The 15,254-nt window shown below is 39.2% G+C and carries 11 protein-coding genes, 1 tRNA gene and 1 pseudogene; 4 read left to right on the top strand and 9 right to left on the bottom strand.

From position 1 onward, the window contains the following. A partial coding sequence (locus ACKI5B_RS08110; RefSeq protein ID WP_407427596.1) for an FIST N-terminal domain-containing protein occupies positions 1–282 on the bottom strand: 282 nt, incomplete at its 3' end. 100 nt (positions 283–382) lie between these two features. Between ACKI5B_RS08110 and ACKI5B_RS08105 the strand changes: the two genes are divergently transcribed. The 3 genes from ACKI5B_RS08105 to ACKI5B_RS08095 all read left to right on the top strand — a co-directional run bounded on the left by ACKI5B_RS08105 (position 383) and on the right by ACKI5B_RS08095 (position 3,163). Next, positions 383–455, top strand: a tRNA-Ile gene (locus ACKI5B_RS08105). A 145-nt stretch (positions 456–600) separates the two neighbouring features. Further along, the gene (locus tag ACKI5B_RS08100; protein ID WP_407427594.1) at positions 601–1,923 is read left to right on the top strand and encodes an HD-GYP domain-containing protein; all 1,323 of its coding nucleotides are present in this window, start codon (positions 601–603) and stop codon (positions 1,921–1,923) included. Continuing rightward, positions 1,901–3,163 (top strand): ABC transporter substrate-binding protein, encoded by a 1,263-nt coding sequence (locus ACKI5B_RS08095; protein WP_407427592.1) that lies wholly within the window; start codon positions 1,901–1,903, stop codon positions 3,161–3,163. The genes ACKI5B_RS08100 and ACKI5B_RS08095 overlap by 23 nt, the downstream gene beginning before the upstream one ends. Positions 3,164–3,165: 2 nt before the next feature. Here ACKI5B_RS08095 and ACKI5B_RS08090 read toward each other — a convergent pair whose 3' ends face one another. From ACKI5B_RS08090 to ACKI5B_RS08065, 6 genes are all read right to left on the bottom strand, one after another. Then, positions 3,166–3,936 (bottom strand): rhamnogalacturonan acetylesterase, encoded by a 771-nt coding sequence (locus ACKI5B_RS08090; protein ID WP_407427590.1) that lies wholly within the window; start codon positions 3,934–3,936, stop codon positions 3,166–3,168. A gap of 8 nt (positions 3,937–3,944) precedes the next feature. Continuing rightward, the gene (gene glmS / locus ACKI5B_RS08085; RefSeq protein WP_407427588.1) at positions 3,945–5,792 is read right to left on the bottom strand and encodes a glutamine--fructose-6-phosphate transaminase (isomerizing); all 1,848 of its coding nucleotides are present in this window, start codon (positions 5,790–5,792) and stop codon (positions 3,945–3,947) included. Between the two features lie 104 nt (positions 5,793–5,896). Continuing rightward, the gene (locus ACKI5B_RS08080) at positions 5,897–7,276 is read right to left on the bottom strand and encodes an HD-GYP domain-containing protein (protein WP_407427586.1); all 1,380 of its coding nucleotides are present in this window, start codon (positions 7,274–7,276) and stop codon (positions 5,897–5,899) included. A 31-nt stretch (positions 7,277–7,307) separates the two neighbouring features. Continuing rightward, a complete protein-coding gene (locus ACKI5B_RS08075; protein ID WP_407427584.1) occupies positions 7,308–8,486 on the bottom strand; it encodes a hypothetical protein in 1,179 nt (392 codons plus the stop codon). A 141-nt stretch (positions 8,487–8,627) separates the two neighbouring features. Further along, positions 8,628–9,989 carry a tRNA uridine-5-carboxymethylaminomethyl(34) synthesis GTPase MnmE gene (gene mnmE, locus ACKI5B_RS08070; RefSeq protein ID WP_407427582.1) on the bottom strand — a complete coding sequence of 454 codons (1,362 nt, stop codon included), beginning with the start codon at positions 9,987–9,989 and terminating at the stop codon, positions 8,628–8,630. Next, a complete protein-coding gene (locus ACKI5B_RS08065) occupies positions 9,986–12,394 on the bottom strand; it encodes a putative glycoside hydrolase (protein ID WP_407427580.1) in 2,409 nt (802 codons plus the stop codon). Before ACKI5B_RS08065 ends, mnmE begins: the two co-directional genes overlap by 4 nt. Before the next feature lie 110 nt (positions 12,395–12,504). Between ACKI5B_RS08065 and ACKI5B_RS08060 the strand changes: the two genes are divergently transcribed. Next, complete coding sequence (locus tag ACKI5B_RS08060) at positions 12,505–13,728, top strand: hypothetical protein (protein WP_407427578.1); 1,224 nt, start codon at positions 12,505–12,507, stop codon at positions 13,726–13,728. Positions 13,729–13,798: 70 nt separating this feature from the next. Here ACKI5B_RS08060 and ACKI5B_RS08055 read toward each other — a convergent pair whose 3' ends face one another. Together ACKI5B_RS08055 and ACKI5B_RS08050 are read right to left on the bottom strand one after the other, a co-directional pair. After that, on the bottom strand, positions 13,799–14,743 hold the full coding sequence (locus tag ACKI5B_RS08055) for an ABC transporter substrate binding protein (RefSeq protein WP_407427576.1): 945 nt from the start codon (positions 14,741–14,743) through the stop codon (positions 13,799–13,801). Between the two features lie 61 nt (positions 14,744–14,804). Then, positions 14,805–15,254: pseudogene (locus tag ACKI5B_RS08050) on the bottom strand (hypothetical protein); the annotation flags it as partial.

Genomic DNA, 15,254 nt, shown 5'->3' with positions numbered 1-15,254 from the left:
CTTGCACTGGGTGTAGCCGCCGCTCGTGTCCAAAGCATTCAGGACAACAGTATCCTTCGTAAATCCGTCCTGTGTTATTTCGCCTGCGGTCGTCGCCCCAATCACCTCCGCCTTCGGAAATTTCTCGTGCAAAATCTCCGAGAGTCTTGGAAAATCATACTTTGAACCCGCGAAGAATATCACGATTGCATAGGAAGAAAGCGGTTTCTTCAATTTTGAGCAAAGGGATTCCGCGGCCCTTTCTACGTCGCTTTCCCTCGTCTGCACAATTTCTTGTTTCATTTGAACCTCTTATTCTAAAAAAGCATATTCTGTAGTTTTATGATGATAACTAGCTTGACGTAAATTTCAAAAATACGCTAGAATGATATCACTTTTATTTGGGAGATTAGCTCAGCGGTTAGAGCAGAGGACTCATAATCCTTTGGTCCTTGGTTCAAATCCAAGATGGCCCAGTAATTTCGTAACGAAGTGAGAAATTACACTTAAATAAACTTCCAATAGGCCAAACGAGCGAAGCGCTGTATGGTCCAATCTGCAAATCAGCTTACACATAACTAAAAACATGCAATTTAGAAAAAGCGTGATATAATATTAAGCATGAGGAAGCGAATTTCTGCATATACACTATTTGTTATAATACTTTCCGAACTGGTTGGACTTTCTGTAATTTTGTATCTGCGATACTGCCTTGACATTCAGACTTCAATGTTTAATGTTCTGGTCGAGCAGGTTTTTGAAGTCGAAGAAGATGTCGAACAGATCCGCAGTCTCCTGTACAAATACGAATACGATATGGTTTCAGAACTTTATTCAGATAAAGCTGCAGAAGCTGAAACAAAAGAAAAACTGACAAAAACTGAGCTTGAAATCCGTAGTCAAATCATACACCACGGAGAACTGATGTATACAATTCCAGAAAAAACTGAACGGTATGCTCTTTTCAGAAGTGTTAATGATGACGTCCTGAATTATCTCAACTATAACGCAGCTCTTCTTTCAATGAAAGGAAACGAAAGTTACGAAGCCATTCAAAATTTTACCGATTCCTACATTATTCCTCTGATGGACAGAGTAAATGCCAGTATTGACGAACTTTCTGCCCTGTCAAAAAATTACATTGCCGATTCAAAGGCAGAACTTACGGCTTATCTCATTAAAACCCGAATCATATGTTTTGCATCCTTTATCCTTATGATTTTTTCAATCATTGTAAGTATTCTTCACAGTCACAGGGCTCTAACAAGTCTTGAATCTGACAATCAATTCTTAAAATTTAAATCAGATGTAAATGAAATCCGCATATCAGAAATTCAGAACAACACTGTCATGGGTATTGCAGATTTAGTTGAAAGCAGAAGCGGAGAAACAGGTCAGCATGTCAAACGCACAAGCCACCTTGTAAATCTCATTCTTCTGCAGGCTAAAAAACACAATAAATGGCCGGAAGCTCTTACAGACCGCTACATTGATTTTGTAACACGGGCAGCTCCAATGCATGATATCGGTAAAATCGTAATTTCAGATACAATTCTTAACAAACCGGGTAAGCTTACTGACGACGAATTTGAAATTATGAAAACACATGCTGCTGCAGGCAGTAAAATTGTCTACGAAATTTTAGGCGGTGTTGAAGATATTGAGTACGTTGATATTGCTGCCGACATTGCATATTTCCATCACGAAAAATGGAACGGCAAAGGCTATCCGACAGGCAAAAAAGGAACAGAAATTCCACTGTGCGCAAGAATCATGGCTGTTGCTGATGTTTTTGATGCTCTGGTTTCAGAACGCTGCTATAAAAAGCCGATGCCTTATGATGATGCCTTTGAGCTCATAAAAAATGAAGCAGGTCAGCACTTTGATCCTGAAGTTGTAGAACTTTTTCTGGAGATGAAAGATGAAATTAAAGCTGAAAAATAAAATTATTCCACTTCTTTTTATTGGCACTCCCCTTCTGCTTACCTCCTGCACGGCAAAATCAGGTTCAGATACTGCTGAAATAAGTTTTTCCTGGTGGGGAAACGAACCGCGGCATGAATATACTCTCAAAGGCATCGAAGAATTTCAAAAAATCAGACCAGAAATTAAAGTAACTCCAAAATATGCAGTCTGGAAGGGTTATGAAGAGGCTTTCGAAAAAAGCTTTTATGACGGCTCGTCCACAGATGTAATGCAGATTAATTTTGACTGGCTTTCAAAATATTCTCCAGACGGGAACGGTTTTTATGATCTCAACGAGTTTAAAGACATAATCGAATTTCACAATTATACCCTTACAGACTTAGAATACGGCACAATTAACGGAAAACTGAATGCTGTACCAATAGCTTTCAATACCATAATTCCGATTTTTAACAAATCTGTACTCGATAAAAATTCATTTCAGATTCCGTCTACCTGGGATACTTTATTTAAATATGCAGAAATTCTCAAACCTCAGAACCAATACCTTCTTGGAGCAAATGCAAAGCACAGTTTTCTTCTTGCAGTAGCATGGTTTGAGCAGGCTCACTCAAAAAAAGTCTTTGCCGACAATCATCATCTTAATATAACAGAATCAGAAACTGCAGAAATTCTTGATTTTTCAAAACAACTCATAAAAGAACATGTTTTATCCCCGGAGATTCAGAATTTTACGTCAAAATCACTTTCGAACAAAAAAATTGCAGGCGCTGTGGCATGGTGTAACGAAGCGGGAACTCTTGCAAAAACATTTGAATCAATTGGCGGCAAAGGAGTTCTCGGTAATTTTATTACTGCAAACGGTGCTAGTGAAACAGGCTGGTATTTGAAACCTGTCTCAATGTATGCACTCAAAAAAGATTCCAAAAATCCAGAACAGGCTGCCGAACTCATAAACTTTCTGCTTAATAATTCAGAAATGGCTCTTCTTCAGAAATGTGATAAAGGTGTTCCTGCCAGCAACAAAAGCCTTACAGCTTTAATGAAAGGTCAGGCACTCGAAGAACTTCAGTATACTTCTCTCATGAAAATCAGATTCAACAGAGGAAACATAAACCCTATGCTCCCGATTATGGAAAACAAGGATCTTAACAGCACTTTTGCAAACCTTGTTCTTGAATACACTAACGGTAAAATTTCTAAAAATGAAGCTGCAAAAGAGCTGTACGAAAAACTTCTTGAACTTACAAAGATTTAAATTTATTTTTGAAAAACTGTAAATTCGTCGTCGATTTCTGAATTTTCTCCGCTGACTTCAAGGAACCGGCCGCCGCAGTTACTCATGCAGAAATCAGACAATTCTTTGTACTCAGGAAACTTTTCTGCAATTTTTTTGATTTCTGCAGCTGCAAGTCTTGAAAAAGCATGTGCCCCTTCAGGCCGTAAATGACTGTTATCACTGCGGCCTTCAGGAAAGTTTTCATAAAGAGCGGAATCAAAGTTCATGTAAAAACGGCGTGATTTTTCTTCTCCTTCAGCTGAAAGCAGGTTCATAGTAAGAGCTGTCATGTCTATGCACGGAACATTTTCTTCCGCCGCAGTTTCGATTATAGCCTGCGGGTACTGCCCGTGGCTGTTTTTTATTTTTCCGTTTTCGAACATGCGCCGTGCCATTGGGGTTAAAAGAACTGGTTTTACTCCTTTTGAGCGAAGTTCTCGCACAAAAAAAGAAAGGTTTTTACGGAAAGCACAGCCTTTTTCTGCGCTGGTGTATCGAGCAGGATCAGCAGACTTTTCGTCATTATGTGCAAACTGAATTAAAGCAAAATCACCCTCTTCAGCTTCTTTCATAACGCGTGCAAATCTTCCTTCGTCTATAAATGACTTTGTACTGCGGCCGTTACGGGCAAAATTAAGCCATTCTGTTGTTTCCGGGAAAAAGCGTGCCAATTCCTGCACCCAGCCGGTCTGAGGAAAGGCAGAAAAATCGTTGTACTGCATAATGCTGTCACCAAGACAAAGAATACGCATATTTTCTCCTACTCAACAGTTACGCTCTTTGCAAGGTTCCGCGGTTTATCAGGGTCGTTTCCGCGCAGAATTGAACAGTAATAAGCAAAAAGCTGGGCCGGAATAATTGAAAGCATTGAAGCTAAAGCCGGATTAGTTTCCGGGATTGTAATAACTTCGTTGCAGCAGCTGTTGAAAGCTCCTGTTTTGTCTAAAGTAATTGCCATTGTAACTGCCCCGCGGCTTTTTACTTCGACAATGTTTGAAGCAAGTTTTTCGTAAAGTTCAGGATCGGTTGCAATTGCTACAACAAGTGTGTCTGAATCAACAAGTGCAATCGGTCCGTGTTTGAGCTCGCCTGCAGCAAAAGCTTCGCAGTGCATGTAGCTTACTTCTTTAAGTTTTAATGCGCTTTCCAGAGAAGAGGCTGAATCAAACTGTCGGCCGATGTAGAAAATCTTTGATTTATTGAACTGTTTTGAAGCGAATTTCTGAATTTCTGTCTGATTTTCTACAATCTGCTGTGCTTTTTCTGGAATTAAAGCAATTTCAGAAATAAGATTTTTGTATTCATCTGAAGAAAGAGTTCCCCTTTCCTTTCCGAGTTTTACAGCAAGAAGGTAAAGGCACATAAGCTGAGTTGTGTAAGCCTTTGTTGAAGCTACTGCAATTTCAGGACCTGCCCATGTATAAATTACTTCGTCAGCTTCACGGCTTACAGTTGAACCTACACAGTTTGTGATTGCAATGACTTTTGCTCCCGTCTGTTTTGCAAGGCGAAGGGCTGCAAGGGTGTCGGCTGTTTCTCCGGACTGAGAAATTACGATAAAGATGTCGTTTTTGTTAAGAATCGGATTTCTGTAGCGGAATTCAGAAGCAACATCAACAGAAACCGGAATACGTGCAAATTTTTCGAAGGCATATTTTCCGACAACGCCTGCATGATAAGCAGTACCGCAGGCAGTAATTACGATGCGGCCGGCTTCCTTCCAGTCTGAATTAAAATCAATTTCGTCAAACTGAATGTCAGAAGGTTCCGTTCCTTCATAAACAAGTCGCGGACGGAGAGTATCAGTGAATGCTTTTGCCTGCTCGTGGATTTCTTTAAGCATAAAGTGAGCATAACCACCCTTTTCGGCACTTGATAAATCCCAGTCAACATGAGAAGGCTTTCTGACGACTTTATTTCCCTCTGAATCGAATAAATCTACGTGGTCATTGTAAAGAACGGCAAGTTCATTCTGTTCGAGATAGTAAACTTCGCGTGTGTATTCAAGGACGGGCGGAACATCAGAAGCAATAAAGTTTTCGCCGTCACCTACCCCAACAATAAGAGGACTTTCTTTTCGTGCAGCAATCAGGCGGTCAGGATATTTTGTACAGACAACACCAAGAGCATAACTTCCTTCAAGGCGGTGCAGAGTTTCAAGAACTGCCTTAAATATTTCGCCTGTTTTTTCGTAAAAATAATTGATTAAATGCGCAATTACTTCAGTGTCGGTCTGGCTTTTAAAAACTACGCCCTGATCCTGAAGCCACGCTTTAAGCTTTGCATAGTTTTCGATAATGCCGTTATGAACGACAGCAATTGTGCCGGAAACATTTGTGTGCGGGTGAGAGTTTAAGTCGCTCGGCTCGCCGTGAGTTGCCCAGCGGGTATGACCGATTCCGACAGAGCCTTTAATTACTTCGTCAGCAATTTTTTCTTCAAGAAACTTAAGTGCTCCTTTTGATTTTCGTACTAAGATTTCATCGCTGGACTCAGAAAGAACTGCAATTCCTGCTGAATCATAACCGCGGTATTCAAGTTTTTTAAGACCATTTATAAGAACAGGGGTTGCCTGTTTAGAACCAACATATCCTACTATTCCACACATATTCCCACCTCAAAAATATTTTTTAATTATAACAATATACTGAATAAAAAAAAAGATACCTGCAAAACCGCAGGTATCTTATCGTTCATATCTGAAAATTTTAATTACAGAATTGCATCCAGAACTTTTACAACATCAACATCGTAGAGTTCAGGTTTAGAAAGCAGTTCTTCGATTGCTGTTTCTTTATCCATAATCTGCTTATAGTTACGGCGGCTGATAAGCGAGTTGTAACTTTCTGCAACATGAATAAGACGTGCAATCTGAGGAATATTTTCGCCTTCAAGGCCTTCATAACCGCTTCCGTCCATATTTTCATGATGATATTTAGCAGCTTCTTCAAAAATCTGCCAGTATTTACGCGGGACAAATCCAAGATACTGTTCATACTGTTTAACATGATCACGAAGCTGTTCACGCTGTTCATCAGAAAGGCTTTCTGCTTCGAGAAGTTCTTCAGGAACAGCAAGGAAACCTGCATCGTAAACCATTGCAGCAGCAAAATAAACCATTGAAGAATTCTGATTCAGGCCAAGCTGCATTGCAAGTTTGTAAACAAGTTCTGAAACGTTTTTAGAATTGTTCTTTCGTTTTGTAACAGCATCAATTTCTGAGCCAAGCTTTTCGCAGTCAATTACAAGCTGTTTAAGTTCTGCCTTTTCATCATCACTCATTTCTGGAGCAGGAAGTGCATCTACACCCCAGCGTGAACTTCCGGCAGATTTAAGTCCCATACCGTTTAAATCAGTAACTCCGCCAAGCAGAAGCTGGTTGTTTGTCTGCTGCATACCGGCAATAAGTTTAAGTGTTGAATCAAGCTGTTCTGAATGTAAAGCAGAAGCTCTGGCAGAAGCACGAATTCCAAGGAATACAAGCAGGAAAACGATAACAAAGATAACACCGGCACCAATTGCAATAATCCAGAGGGTTTTATTAGAACGCTTGTCCATTTTGTCGATGGTTGTATTCATTGAGTTTGTGACACCCTGAATCAAATTAGTATTAGACTGATTCATTTTGTCAGAAATAGAATTAACCATGTTTTCATTGCTTTCATTGATAGATTTAAGGATTTCTTCCTGACTTGCCTGCTGATTTGCTGAGACCTTTTCAAGCATTTCCTGATTTTTTGCATCACGGGCAGCTTCTTTCATGTCTGACTGCATGGTCTGAATCTTTTTTACATATTTTTGAACCTGAGCTTCATTAAGTGCAGGATATGTCTGAAGATTCATCATCACATCATCAAAAAGAGTAAAATCTTTTGTTTTAGTCATTTTATCAAGCAGCTTTGTGTAGATTTGAGTTGCGAGAAGATAAACATTTCCTGGAACTTCATCTGCATTCTGTGAAAAACGAAGACAGGCGTTAATAGTTTTAAAAGCTTCTTCATACTGCATGTTTGTGTACTGATCATCAGCCTTTTGAAGATAACGCTTGGTTAAATCTGATGTTGACTGTGCAAAAACAAATGTCGCAGCCAAAAAACAAAAAAGAACAACTAATAAACTTTTTTTATTTTGTAACATTGCCAACTCCAATTGCAAATGTGAATTTTGCTCGATTCTCCATACCTTCATCTTTCATGAGAAGAAGATCCTGGAAGCCAATTTCAACTCCGAATTTTGTTTTGTCATTAACAGCTACAGGAAGGAGAAGCGATGTTCCGAATTCTGCAGCAAATTTAATATCATCTTTAAATAAGTGTCCCAAATCATAATCAGCAAAAAGTCTGAACTGTGATTCGCCTAAAGAAATATTATCAAGTGCAAGACCTAAAACAGGTGAAATGAAAGTTTTTGTAGAATTTGTAATCTGCTGGTCATTTGAAGCCAGAGCATGAGCTGCAACACCAGCACGGAAAAACAGATTTTTGCTGATGTCAGCAAATGCCAGTTCCGGTACAAGCCGGACAGAAAAAAAGAATTCCTGAGGTTTATCAAAATCTTTATTATCCTTCTTTTTTTGTGCTATAGCTTCTTCATCCCCGCCTTCTGACATTAAAGTGACGATATTTGCATCAGCAAAAATATCTGCACCAATAACAAATCTTTCAGAAGGACGGAAAATTGTAGCACCAAAAGCAAGACCATATTTAAGGCTTGAATAATCAGGATCTGTAACTTTCTGATAAACAACATCTGCCAGACCAAGTTTTACAGTCCAGATTTTTGAAGAGAAAGAAGCCTGCTGTTCATTTACATAAACTTCCTGACCTGAAGCAGTATTTACAATCTGATAGTTACCGCGGCTTTCAAGTTTTGCCTTAGATTTTGCGTTAAGGGCAGCAATACGTTCAGCTTCAAGCCGTTTGCGGTTTTCCAAAGCCTGATTTGCAGCCTGCTGATTAAGTATTGCTTTATCAATATAAGAATAAAGTTCTACAGCATCGAAATTTTCAAGATTGTTGTCGATAACAGCCAGTGAAGTCTGGCGAGCAACTTCAAGTTCATCTGAAATGATAAGAAGCCTTGTTTTTTTAAGGGTATAGGCCTCAATCATAGGATAATACTGAGACTGCCGGTTTTGTTTTAAAATTGACGAAATAGCTTCAGAATTTTTTGCAGCTACAGCTTCATCAATCTGTTTGTAAACAGCACTAATTGTCTCGTTTGCCTGTGCAAAGACCGTGAATGTACACGAAAAACCGAGAACAATAGCAGCAAAAACGCTTAATTTTTTATTTAAAGACACTATTGCAAACCTCTCTTTAACTGTAATATTTTAGCAGACAAAACCCGGTTTCGCAACTCTAGTTTTTAACTTTGCCTGTTGTAATCAATTTTTTTTAGAAAAACGCTCTCAAAAATATTATATAATTTGATATTTTAGAGATTATTTTCCGACACAGAAATGACTGAAAATTGAATCCAGAACATCTTCCGGAGTAACATCGCCGGTCACTTCACCAAGAGCATCCAGACTGTCCTCAAGGTCCTGAACAACGGCATCAAGAGCATAATCTTCTGTAAGTGAAAGTGCATGTCTTACACTTTCAAGAGCTTTTTCTACACTCACCTTCTGCCTTTCTGAGCCAAGCCCTGTGCCGCTCCGTTCTGATTTTTCTGAAACTGAAAGGATTTTTTTTACAAGAAAACTTAGTTCACCAAGACCTGTCCCTTTTTTTGCAGAAATATTTACCTGAGGGACTAAAAATACTTCTGAATCAGTTTTTCCGGCAGTATCGCACTTGTTCCAGACTAAAATCAAAGGAATTTTTCCGCCGGTGTGCGATTTGATAAAATCTTTATCATCTTCCGTAAGTCCCGCTTTTGAATCAACCAGATACAGAATCAGGTCGGCTTCTTCACTTAAATCACGGGTACGTTCAACTCCAACTGCTTCGATTACATCTTCTGTTTCACGCAGGCCAGCCGTATCAAAAAGACGGGCAGGAATTCCTGAAAAATCTATCCAGCTTTCGATAAAATCACGGGTTGTTCCTTCAATATCACTGACGATTGCACGGTCTTCTTTTAAAAGCGCATTAAACAGCGAAGATTTTCCTGCATTTGTTTTGCCGCAAAGAACAACCCGCGCCCCGTCCTGATAGATTTTTTCGCTTTTCCAGGAAAGAGCAAGCTGCTCCAGAATTTCTTCTGCTTTTTTGAGTTCTGAAGAATCAAAAGAATCTGCAATTGTTTCTTCGTCTTCTGGATATTCAATTTCAACTTCGATTGCTGCCAGGGTATCAATTATATGTTTTTTTACGCCGTCAATTGTTTCATAAAGATTTCCGGCAAGCCGGCCGAGTGCACGATTCTGACTTTCATCTGTCTTTGAATCGATAATTTCTCGGACAGCTTCTGCCTTTGTTAAGTCGGCCTTTCCATTGATGTAAGCACGGAAAGTAAATTCTCCCTTTTCTGCAGCACGAAATCCGTTTTCAAGGAGAAGATTGTAAATGCTCTGAACAACATGAACCCCGCCGTGGCAGGAAATTTCAATCATATCTTCGCCGGTAAATGATTTCGGAGAACGGAACACAGAAACCAATACTTCATCAATTCCTGTTATCCAACCGTAAACGATTGTATTTCCCTCAGCTTCAAGCAGTGCCTTCGGCCGGGAGAAAATTTTTGAAAAAAGTTCGATACAGTTTTTTCCGGAGCAGCGCACAATTCCAAGGGCTGCAGGAGCCAGAGCAGTCGCAATGGCGGCGATTGGTTCTTCGGGCGTATATTTTAAATTTGTCATGATTCGCTGTATGCCTGCCAGAGTTTTGAAATATCACTTAATTTTGGAAAGCCTGACTTATCTTTATCGCGGTTTTCCTGCTCGCGAATTGTATCCCAAGCAGTTGTATCACCGGAAGAAGAACGGTTCTGTTCATCATTCATCGGCGTGTTTACCGTTCTGGAACCGCCGCTTAAAGCAGGCTTTCTGTACTTTGAATCAGCTTCATAAGAAGGTCCGGGGTATTTTTTATCACCCACATCAGGAGAAATATCATCATAACGGCCGGACTGATTCCAGTACATATAACCGCGGTTCACACTGTCACGTACCCCATAAATCTGCTGCCTTACATAGTTTTCATTATAGTAAACTCTGTCATAAGGCACATTCAGATAAAATGCCTGAACCCACGGGCGGATAATCAACTTGTTACGGCCAATTACTGTATTTCTGTATGTTCCATAGTAATAGACGCGGTAAGGACGCTCTGTTACAGGAGCGTAATTAAGGAATGAATTTTCAAAATGGCTCGGATAGAACATCGGACAGACAACATCAACATATTCAGCCAGAAGTTCAACATCCTGACCGGTTCTTGCTCCTGAGCGGTACCACCCGTTTGCCCCGTAAATGTCGATTCCAATCGGAGCATCAATATTTGCACGGGCATATCGTAAAAAGGAAACTAAAGCACTTTCCCGGTCCATGCCTTCACTGCGCCAGCGGAACTGTGCATTTGACATGTTTTTTCCGTCGGTAGGAAAGCGGATATAATCAAACTGAATTTCATCAAAGCCCTGGGAAATCAAATCCTGTGCAATATGAACAGCATATTCCCACACTTCAGGACAATAAGGATCAACCCAGACTTCATCATAATAATTTGTTTTTACAGCGCCTGTTTCATTTCCGTTTTCATCTTTAACTTTTTCATAACCCTGAATTCCTTTCCAGGCTTTATTTAAAGTTCTATCCCAGACTGCATACTTACTGTTTCCGTATTTAGCAAGACTTTCATCTTTAAAGGTAACAATACGGGCAACAAGATAAATTCCATTTTCTTTCATCGCCGGAACGAATGTATCCAGATCAATTTTATACCGGGAAATATATCCTTTCTGTTTTACAAGCGGATCAGTCGGTTCATAATGAAGGGCACCGAAATCATCTTTCATATCGATGACAATGGCATTAAGTTTGTTATCGAGAATCGTTTTTTTATATTTTTCTACACCTGCTTTTGTTATCAGCTTGTGAGGTGAAACATATATTGCTTTTCTATCAAGCGCTTTTGAAGCATATTTATTATTTACATCGTCCGGATAAAGAAGCCAGAGTTCATTCAGTGAGATGCCGTTTCCTTTTTCTGATTCTGAAGGAAGCCAGACTGAATAAAGCGTATCATCGCGTGCAAGAAGAGAAAAACACCCCTGCCATTTTAAATATTCATTTGGAAGAGAACCGGCTGCCTTTGTAGCAGGATTATATGCAGCAACTTCGCCGTTTTTTGTATAAAGCAGACTGGAACCGTTCCAGAAAAGGGAGTCGATTGTTTCAACAGGCTCAGAACCTGAATATAAAAGCTCTCCACGGTCTTTAACCCAGTCAAATCTGTAAATACGCGGCAAATATGACTGTGAAACAAAAACTTCTGTAACAGGTGAACCGTTTTCATCAGAAAAAACAACCGGCAGAATATCTGAAATTTCATCCGGATAAGAAATTGATTTCATGTTATCAAAACCGCCGTTACAGTCTTTCCATGCAGGCTTTTTTGCAAGAGGCATGTAATAAGAAAAGCCGTAAATCGGATGTGACATAAAGACAACTAAATCCGTTCCTGTTTTTTCAGTTCCGGTGCGGTTCATATCACAAACGGCAACGGCTTTAATCCCTGCCGTAGAAGCAGAAGAGCCGAGAGATTTCCATGAAATGCCGCCGTTATAAGTAATAAAGACGGCATCTTTTGTGGCAGTAACTAAAATCGAACTGTTTGTAGGATGAATTGATAAATCTTTTAACTGTGCGCATTGTTTTAAAAAGCTGGTGTTTGTACCGTCATACTGTTTAATGGTAAGAAAAGGCAGACCTTCATTCCGGAATTCAAAATTTGACAAATCAGTTGAAGATACAATTCCCTGATTTGTGAGGAAATACCATCTTGTCTGAATAACTGAGTCAGTCCGCTCTTCTGTACGGATAATTTTAGAAACTTTTCCGCCCTGCCAGAGTGGAATTGCTGTCCTGTTTGCATTTATTTTGTAGAGTCCTTTTTCACTTCCTGCCAGCATAAAATTTGATGAACTGGAATCTTTATCGTAAACAGTATCCGGAAGTTTATAAATTGAATTATCGTCAGTCTGAGCTGTGGCAATACAAGAACTTAATGAAATTAACAAACAAATTGAAAATAAAATGCGCATATCTTAATTGTCGGAAGTTTGCACCCGTTAATTCACAAAATCATCACTTGAAATCTGATATTTTTTTTTAGATAATAAGACAATTAAAAATGTTTTTAAGAGGCTTCATCATGTTAAAAAAATCTAAAAGGAAATTTAATCTTCTTCTTTCAGCTTTATCTATTATTCTGGCTTTATTGTCTTTTGCCTGCAGTGCGTCAGGAAAACAGACAATCGCTTTTTACGGAATCGATGAAGGACGGGTAAAAGGTCTTCAGACAGTGCTGGGTAAAATTTCTGCAGATCAGAAAATTGATTTTGAATATGAAACATACGATTCTTCAAAAGATTTAGAATCACAGATAAAAGCTAAAAAACCGCACCTTATTCTTACAACTTCAGGATATGGAGTAGAAGCAGCTGTAAAATCTGCACCAGCAAAGGCAGAAATTTCACCGGATTTGACAGCCGATATGACTTTATCAATGCGCGGGGCTGTAAAAACAGACAGCGATTCAAAAAAAATAAAAGCTCTGCCGGTTCTTTCAAGTCATTTTGAAATTGATATAGAAACAAACGCAATTAAAGACTCGAATCTTGCAGAGGAATTAACATGGCACGCAATAGAAAGCTTCATAAAGAATCAGAAAAAGAAAACTGATTACCCTGTATTTTTTGCAGGTAAAGACAATGATATTCTGTTAGATACTTTAGGAGCTATGGCAGAATCACTTGAAGGGGTTGATTCTTACAATCAGGCTGTTTCAATCCTTAAAGCTGGCGGTAAAAATTTTGATGCCGTAAAAACTGCAGCACTTCTTTGTGATAATCCGGATTCACCTCTCATAACTTCTGTTAAAATGCTTTCTTCCTGGTACAAACTGGGTTATCTTCATCCGGGAACATTTTCATTTACAAAAAATGATGTTGATTCTTTAGCACAGGCAAAAATGGGAAAAGTTCTGTTCATGTCACTCGAAAATCACAGGGATTTTTCACAGAACGCAATTTCAAGATTCACGACATTTCATTTTCCATCAGCAAAAAAAACAACTGCAAGAAATTTTACAGGAAAGACAATTTATGCCGTTCCGGTTTCAAAATCAAAAACGGCAGCACAACTTGTATCACAGTTAATCACAGTTGAAAATCAGGAATTACTAAGCCGCTCTACAGGAATTGCTCCGGTTTTAAAACAAAGCCGTATTCCTGACAGGCAGGCAGATGATGCCAGGTTCTGGATTGCTTCGACATCAGCTCCACTTGCAGGTTTAAGCAGTGAAATTTTCTTAACAAAAGAACAGAAAGAAAAGCTGTGTGCAGAACTTGTTTCAAGAATCAGATATTCTGAATAGGACAAAAAAAAGGCTGCCCTGTTTACGAAGTTTTAATTACTTCCAGGACAGCCCGTTTTTTTAGTAAAAATTACAAATCAGCTGGAATTTCAATTCCGATTGCAGCGGCTGTTTCTTTGTTAACAGAAAGGTCGCACTTTTCAAGATATTCAATCGGCATATCAGCAGGCTTTTTTCCATCGCGGAGAATTGCTACAGCCTGAACAGCTGTCTGCTTTCCAAGTTCATAGTAATTAATTCCATAAGTTGCAAGACCGCCTGAAGAAACCATGCCTTCTTCACCACAGATTACAGGAAGTTTTGCAGCAGTTGCTACCATTGCAACATTTGCGATTCCTGCAGCAAACATATTGTCTGTTGGAACATATAATGCATCTACTTTACCGACAAGGCTCTGTGTTACCTGCTGAATTTCATTTGATGCAGAAACAGAGCTTTCGATATACTGAAGTCCGTTTGCATCACAGGCAGCTTTTGCAAGCCCAAGCTGGAAGATAGAATTTGCTTCTGCAGAACAGTAAAGAAGTCCGACAGTTTTTGCATTTGGAACGATTTTTTTAAGAAGTTTAATCTGTTCAGCAACAGGTGTAAGATCTGATGTTCCTGAAACATTTGTTTCCGGCTTTGCGTTTGATTTTACAAGTTTTGCTGATTCCGGGTCAGTAACAGCAGTTACAAGAATAGGAATGTCTTTTGTAAGGTTTGCAACAGCCTGAGCAGCTGGAGTTGCAATAGCAAGAATTAAATCATCTTTGTCGTTTACGAATTTATTACCGATTGTTACACAGTTTGACGGTTCATTTTGTGCATTCTGATAATCAATTGAGATATTCTGACCGTCAATATAGCCGGCTTCAGCAAGACCATCAACAAAGCCCTTATAGCTTTTATCAAGAGCCGGATGTTCTACGTACTGAATGATACCGATTTTGATTTTGCCGTCTTTTTCATTACAGCCGGTAAGAATACAAGCCGATGCCAGAATAGCAGCGGCAGCAGAAAGAAGTTTTTTCATTTTGTTTCTCCTGAAATTTATAGAATGTTTTAAGTTTAACGGGAAAACAAAATCTTAGCAATTACCGCCACGGGAAGATAAAGGAACCCAGCTTTCTAGGTCCTAAAGTTTCGATATCACCGGCAATAAGTTCATCCCATGGAACTTCATTGCGTTTATCACGGTTGTTTGCAAAATCCGGATCTGTTTCTGACATTTTTTCAATCCAGTCATATTTGTACAGACGAAGACGAAGTGCATTTGTTGAAGAAAGCAGGATTCCGTTCAGTCCCGGTAAAATCATGAAAGTAACACATGAAAAAACAAAAAGTATTATGTTGTAAAGGAAGATTTCAATTGAAAAACCGACATTGTCATAAAAAATAATAAATGACTTTTTAAGGCATTTCTGAAAATTATTATTTTCCTGCAAAAAGTAAAGCGGTATAAACCACTGCAGTGAAATTACACAGACAAGCAGAAACCATCCGAGAGCTGCAGTTACAACAAGACCGATAAGATTTCCGTCTTT

The sequence above is a fragment of the Treponema sp. genome (genome assembly GCF_045657965.1).
Lineage (GTDB): Bacteria > Spirochaetota > Spirochaetia > Treponematales > Treponemataceae > Treponema_D.
This window is presented reverse-complemented; position numbering and strand designations above follow the sequence as displayed.

What these genes read in the sequence shown, in the direction of transcription:
- ACKI5B_RS08065 (WP_407427580.1), bottom strand. Translation starts at nt 12,394, where the DNA reads ATGCGCATTTTATTTTCAATTTGTTTGTTAATTTCATTAAGTTCTTGT.
- ACKI5B_RS08095 (WP_407427592.1), top strand. Translation starts at nt 1,901, where the DNA reads ATGAAATTAAAGCTGAAAAATAAAATTATTCCACTTCTTTTTATTGGC.
- ACKI5B_RS08060 (WP_407427578.1), top strand. Translation starts at nt 12,505, where the DNA reads ATGTTAAAAAAATCTAAAAGGAAATTTAATCTTCTTCTTTCAGCTTTA.
- ACKI5B_RS08055 (WP_407427576.1), bottom strand. Translation starts at nt 14,743, where the DNA reads ATGAAAAAACTTCTTTCTGCTGCCGCTGCTATTCTGGCATCGGCTTGT.
- mnmE (WP_407427582.1), bottom strand. Translation starts at nt 9,989, where the DNA reads ATGACAAATTTAAAATATACGCCCGAAGAACCAATCGCCGCCATTGCG.
- ACKI5B_RS08100 (WP_407427594.1), top strand. Translation starts at nt 601, where the DNA reads ATGAGGAAGCGAATTTCTGCATATACACTATTTGTTATAATACTTTCC.
- glmS (WP_407427588.1), bottom strand. Translation starts at nt 5,792, where the DNA reads ATGTGTGGAATAGTAGGATATGTTGGTTCTAAACAGGCAACCCCTGTT.
- ACKI5B_RS08090 (WP_407427590.1), bottom strand. Translation starts at nt 3,936, where the DNA reads ATGCGTATTCTTTGTCTTGGTGACAGCATTATGCAGTACAACGATTTT.